Genomic DNA, 874 nt, shown 5'->3' on the forward strand with positions numbered 1-874 from the left:
AATAATTAAAAAGAGGCTGCCAGGGAGCAGCCTTTTCAGGGTGTAGTGCTGTGTGAGGCAACTAATTGCAGGAAGCAGAAACCAAACGCGGCACGTAGAGCAGGGGCAGATAGAAAGCTGCAATTTACGCCTGAAGCGGCCATTTTCTTCACTGGCCTAAAGGCGTTTGGCTACTCCCTGAGCATTACAACATCCGCTACAAAGGTTAGCTCCTCGCTGGGGGTAGTAATAGCGGCAATTTCCGCGGCTGATTTTCCGGCATCTTCGGCATAATGTTTCCGTTCGGCCACCGACACCACTTTCTTTTTGGCAATGCCCGAAAAAACAACTTGCCTGCCGCTCAGGTCCTCTGTGGGCACAAAAAAGCCGTAATCGCGGAACTTCACTTTCATCGTGCTGTTGTCGGGCAGTCTCACGTCCATCCAGCAGCCTTTGGCCTGGCAGCTCTCCACAATTTCGGCGGTAACCGTTGCCTGCACCGAATCAGATTGGGCGGCTGCCTGCTGCAGTTCGGCTACGCTCATCACATTTTCTTCGACAATAGCATCACCATACACCGTGCCTGCCACAGGTGCTGCTTCACTCAATGCTTCAGTGCTGTGCTGTTGCTTTGTTTCGGGGTTTGGCTGGCTGCAGCTGCAGGTGGCGGCCAGGGCAGCCAATAATAAAAGCTTGTTAGATTTCATGGTTGTTCTGCAAGATTGGTATAAAACCTTGTGATGATGTTTGGGTACTGCTAGCACTTTGGATAAGGCGCGAAACAAATATAAGGATTGTGCCGGATTGCGTTCTGAAATGTTGCGAAACCTGAGCTGGTAGTATTGGAAGCTTAAAGATTGTTCGAGTGCATAAAATATGTTGATTGTAATATTTC

At 49.5% G+C, this 874-nt stretch carries 1 protein-coding gene; it reads right to left on the reverse strand.

The features are described 5' to 3' along the window. Positions 1-170: 170 nt before the first annotated feature. A complete protein-coding gene (locus tag FJM74_RS22100; protein ID WP_241739301.1) occupies positions 171-686 on the reverse strand; it encodes a DUF4920 domain-containing protein in 516 nt (171 codons plus the stop codon). Positions 687-874 lie beyond the last annotated feature (188 nt).

This window comes from Pontibacter beigongshangensis, from assembly GCF_014332515.1.
Lineage (GTDB): Bacteria > Bacteroidota > Bacteroidia > Cytophagales > Hymenobacteraceae > Pontibacter > Pontibacter beigongshangensis.